We start from the raw sequence: 4,573 nt of genomic DNA on the forward strand, positions 1-4,573 counted from the left end.
CGCGAGCGGCAGGTCACCCGGACGCAGCCGAGCGCGCAGGGCCGAGCGGGACCGCCCCAGCACCGGGTCCCCGGCGCCGGCCGCGACGATCGCCCCGGCGGCGGCCTCGGTGAGCAGCTCGAGCGCGTCGAGCTCGCGCGCGCCGAACCGTCGCCGCTCCCCCGTGAACGCGACGTTGACGCCGATCAGCTCGCCGCGCCACCAGATCGGGACGGCCACCGCGGCGCCGTCGACGGCGGGGTGCCCGGCGGGCAGGTGACCGCCGCGCAGGCGCGCGTAGCTGTCGATGACGACCGGGCGCCGCCGGCTCACCGCGCAGCCCGTCGCCCCCTCGTCGAGCGGGAAGGCCTGACCGAGCCGGCAGTGGATGCCGCGCTCCGCGAGCTTGCGGTACCGGCCCGCCTCCCAGTCGACGACCGAGATGCTCCCGGCGACGGAGCCGATGGCCCTCGCGGAGTGCTCCAGCAGCGCGTGCAGGAGGGGGGTCAGTCCGTGGGCGGCGTAGACGTCCGCGACGGCACGGTCCAGCGCGAAGGGCCCGTCGGCCTCGCCGGCGGCCCTTCGTCGCATGCGGTCAGCGTCGACCCCCACAGGTCGGACTGTACGACCGCGCCCGACCTCCGGCGAACCGTTCGGAGCGCCGCCTCAGGGCGGCTCGGGCCGCAGGTCACCCGCCCGGGTGATCGGCTCGGGGGGCACGTCCGCGCGCCGGGGCCGCGACGTCGTCGTCCTCCTGGGCGGCGTCCCGGTGGTGGGCGAAGAAGTCGAGCAGCAGCCCCGAGCACTCCTCGGCCAGCACCCCACCGACCACCTCGACGCGGTGGTTGAGCCGCCGGTCCCGCACGAGGTCGTGCACCGAGCCCGTCGCGCCCGCCTTGGGGTCCCACGCCCCGAGGACGAGCCGCGGCACACGCGCGAGCACGGTGGCACCGGCGCACATCGCACACGGCTCGAGCGTGACGACGAGCGTGCAGTCGTCCAGACGCCAGCGCCCCAGCGTCCGGGCCGCGTCCCGCAGCGCGAGCACCTCGGCGTGCGCGGTCGGGTCCCCGGTCGCCTCCCGCTCGTTGCGCCCCCGCCCGACGACGGCGCCCCCCGGCCCGACGACGACGGCGCCCACCGGCACGTCGTCGGTCGCCAGGGCGAGGCGGGCCTGCGCGAGGGCCTCGCGCATCCACGCCTGCTCCTGCTCGCGCACGGACCGACCGTAGCCGAGCGGGCCGACGTGCCGACCGGGACGCCGCCCGCGACCGGTACCGTTCAGCCATGCGCCTGCACGTCGCCGACCACCCGCTCGTCGCCCACAAGCTCACGGTCCTGCGGGACGTGCGCACCCAGTCGCCGACGTTCCGGCTCCTGGTCGACGAGCTCGTCACCCTCCTCGCCTACGAGGCCACGCGCGACGTGCGCACCGAGACGATCGAGATCGAGACGCCGGTCGCCCGCACCACGGGGACGCACCTCGCCGACCCGCGCCCGCTCGTCGTGCCGATCCTGCGCGCGGGGCTCGGGATGCTCGAGGGCATGACGCGCCTCCTGCCGACCGCCGAGGTCGGCTTCCTCGGGCTCCAGCGCGACGAGGAGACCCTCCAGGCGATCACCTACGCGAACCGCCTGCCGGAGGACCTGTCCGGCCGGCAGTGCTTCGTGCTCGACCCCATGCTCGCGACCGGCGGGACGCTCGTCGCCAGCATCGACTACCTCTTCGAGCGCGGCGCCCGCGACGTCACCGCGATCTGCCTGCTCGCGGCACCCGAGGGTCTCGAGGTCGTCGAGGACCACGTCGGCGAGCGGGCGGACGTGACCGTCGTCGTCGCCGCGGTGGACGAGCGCCTCAACGAGAAGGCGTACATCGTCCCGGGCCTGGGCGACGCGGGCGACCGCCTCTACGGCCTGGTCTGAGGCGCGGGACCGCGAGCCGGCGCGTCGTCGGCCGCCCGTAGACTCGGCTGCCATGGCCAAGGCAGTCGTCCCCGCGCGCGGCATGCGCGACATCCTCCCCAAGGACAAGGCGAAGCGGGACGCGGTCCTCGACACGATCCGCGCGACGTACCGGCGCAACGGGTTCGCGGAGATCGAGACGCCGGCCATCGAGCCGCTGTCGCGCCTGCGCTCCAACCAGGGCGGCGAGAACGAGTCGATGCTCTTCGAGCTCCTGCGCCGCGGGCTCGACCCGGAGCAGGAGCTCCTGCCCGCCGACGCGACCGACCTCGCGCTGCGCTACGACCTCACCGTCCCGCTCACGCGGTTCTACGCCTCGCACGCCGCGGAGCTGCCGACCGTCTTCCGCGCGCTGCAGATCGGGTCGGTCTGGCGCGCCGAGCGGCCGCAGAAGGGCCGCTTCCGCCAGTTCACGCAGTGCGACATCGACATCATCGGTGAGCCCGGGATCCTCGCCGAGGTCGACCTCATCGTCTCGACGATGGCGGCCTTCGACGCCCTCGGGATGGGCGCGGACGTGACGCTGCTGGTCAACGACCGGCGCGTGCTGCAGGACCTCCTCGAGGCGGCCGGGGTCGCGCCCGAGGCGGTGCCCGAGACGCTCATCGCGCTCGACAAGCTCGACAAGATCGGCCGCGACGGCGTGCTCGCGGAGATCGCGCGCAAGGAGCTGGCGTCCGACGACGCCGCGACGCTGCTGCTGGACACCGTGGAGGCGCTGCAGGGCCAGGGCGGCCCGGACGACGAGCCGCTGCGGACGGGCCGCGTCGTCGTCGGCGGTCGTGAGGTGGGGCTGTACGAGCTGCCGGAGATCGTCCGCGCGGTCGCCGCGGTGCTGCCCGACGCGCGGGTGGTGCTCGACGCGACCCTGGTGCGGGGCATGGGCTACTACACCGGGCCGATCTTCGAGGTGCGGCACGCGGGGTCGTCGGGGTCCGTGGCCGGCGGCGGCCGGTACGACGGCGTCGTCGGCAAGTGGCTCGGCCGCGACGTGCCCGCGTGCGGGTTCTCCATCGGGTTCGAGCGGATCATCGACCTGCTGCCCGACCCGGCCGCGGACGGGCGTCGGGTCGCCCTGCTGCACGGCGCCGACGCCGCACCGGCCGAGCTGCTGCGCCTGCGCGCGGAGCTCCAGGCCGACGGGGCCGCGGTGACGCTGGTCAAGCCGCCGCGCAAGGTCAGCGGCGCGTTCTTCGACGGGCTCGTCGGCGAGGGGTTCACGCACGTCGCCGACGCGCGTGCGGACGACCCGCGGGCGCTCCGGGAGCTCGCTCGCGCCTGACGCGCTGCTGCTCGGACGACGACGCGCCTGCGCGTCGCTCCGGGACGATTCGGACGCCGCTGCACGCTTCGACTCGGACCCCGTCCAGATCCTGAGACGAATCCTCAATCGCCCTTGGTGATGGCCCTGTCACCAGTCACACTTGCTCTATGACCGCGTTACCAGTGGCTATGACAGCCGCCACGGCACCTGCCGTCGCAGCGGTCACCGCCATGCCGCCCGGCCTGACGACGGGCGCCCCCGCCTTCGCGCTGCACGTGACCATCGACCCTGAGGCCGGACCGGCGGCCACGGCCCTCCTGGCCGAGATCGCCCGGCGCGTCCTCATGGCGGTCGAGGAGGCCGGCCCGATGGCGCGTTCGCGGTCACTGCTCGCCGTGACACCGAGCGGTCGGCTGAGCCGCGCGGTCTCGCGCGTCGGCGAGGAGCTCGCCGCGGCCGAGCTGCCGGCGAGCAGCCGACCCGGTGACGCCGCGACCCGGGCCGGGGCGGCCTGGTCCGTCCCGACGCAGGCGCTGCGACCGGTGGTCGAGCTGACGGCGACGGAGCGCACGACCGGGCACGCGGGCATTCCGCACGTCGCCGCCCTGGTCCTCGACGTCGACGCCCGCGAGGTGACCCGCGACGGCGTCGTCGTCCCCATGACGCACAAGGAGCTGGGCCTGCTCGAGCACCTCCTGCGCAACCCCCACCGGGCGGTGCCGCGGGACGAGCTGCTGCGCGAGGTCTGGCGCAAGAACGTGACGGCACGCACGACGCGAACCATCGACGTCCATGTGCGACGGCTGCGGGAGAAGCTGGGGGGCTGCCTGCGGATCGTCACCGTCCGGGGTGTGGGGTACCGATGGGACCCCACACCCGATGTTGTCCTCGTCGGCTCGGGGGATGCTGACTGAGGGCGCGCACTGCCGGGTCGCGCGACGCCGGGGGGCACCCCGCGCGGCCCGGCAGTGCACAACCGCACGAGCCGCTCCTGCGACGTCGAGCGGGGCCCGGCCCATCCGGCGGGGCCCTGACCTCGCCGTCCGACCACCCGCGTCGATCGTCCGGCTCCCTCTCCTCGCGATCGGACGTCGACGGTTGTTCGCACCGCCCCGAGCACGTCTGTGGGGAGTGTTCGTGGCGGCATGTGCCACGAACACTCCCCACAGATGGCGACTCCGCGGGCAATCCTCAGCAGGCTCGTGATGCGACGGCGCCAGCCGACCCGTGCGGCGGAAGCGGGCGTACGCCGTCGTCGGGGAGGGCCTCCTGTGTCGTGCCGTCGCCACGGCGGACGGCCCGGCCCTCGTGCTCGATCTCCCCGCCGTCGGGCGCGTCAGGTAAACCGGCTCTTCGCAGATGAGGGTG

The 4,573-nt window shown here is 74.8% G+C and carries 5 protein-coding genes; 3 read left to right on the top strand and 2 right to left on the bottom strand.

The window, feature by feature from the left end; all coding sequences use genetic code 11:
* A partial coding sequence (locus N866_RS16600; RefSeq protein WP_155855435.1) for a GAF domain-containing protein occupies positions 1-570 on the bottom strand: 570 nt, incomplete at its 3' end.
* A gap of 97 nt (positions 571-667) precedes the next feature.
* Positions 668-1,198, bottom strand: a complete 531-nt coding sequence (tadA, locus tag N866_RS16605; protein ID WP_281173272.1) for a tRNA adenosine(34) deaminase TadA — start codon at positions 1,196-1,198, stop codon at positions 668-670.
* A gap of 68 nt (positions 1,199-1,266) precedes the next feature.
* On the opposite strand from tadA, the gene upp reads away from it, so the two are divergent.
* The 3 genes from upp (at position 1,267) to N866_RS20115 (ending at position 4,119) form a co-directional block, all read left to right on the top strand.
* Complete coding sequence (upp, locus tag N866_RS16610; protein WP_034228502.1) at positions 1,267-1,902, top strand: uracil phosphoribosyltransferase; 636 nt, start codon at positions 1,267-1,269, stop codon at positions 1,900-1,902.
* Positions 1,903-1,954: 52 nt separating this feature from the next.
* On the top strand, positions 1,955-3,223 hold the full coding sequence (locus N866_RS16615) for a histidine--tRNA ligase (RefSeq protein ID WP_034228504.1): 1,269 nt from the start codon (positions 1,955-1,957) through the stop codon (positions 3,221-3,223).
* Positions 3,224-3,393: 170 nt separating this feature from the next.
* Entirely contained in the window at positions 3,394-4,119 is a 726-nt protein-coding gene (locus N866_RS20115; RefSeq protein ID WP_162177330.1) for a winged helix-turn-helix domain-containing protein, read from the top strand.
* The last annotated feature ends 454 nt before the right edge of the window (positions 4,120-4,573 follow it).

Source organism: Actinotalea ferrariae CF5-4, assembly GCF_000603945.1.
GTDB classification, from domain to species: domain Bacteria; phylum Actinomycetota; class Actinomycetes; order Actinomycetales; family Cellulomonadaceae; genus Actinotalea; species Actinotalea ferrariae.

What these genes read in the sequence shown, in the direction of transcription:
- upp (WP_034228502.1), top strand. Translation starts at nt 1,267, where the DNA reads ATGCGCCTGCACGTCGCCGACCACCCGCTCGTCGCCCACAAGCTCACG.
- N866_RS16615 (WP_034228504.1), top strand. Translation starts at nt 1,955, where the DNA reads ATGGCCAAGGCAGTCGTCCCCGCGCGCGGCATGCGCGACATCCTCCCC.
- N866_RS20115 (WP_162177330.1), top strand. Translation starts at nt 3,394, where the DNA reads ATGACAGCCGCCACGGCACCTGCCGTCGCAGCGGTCACCGCCATGCCG.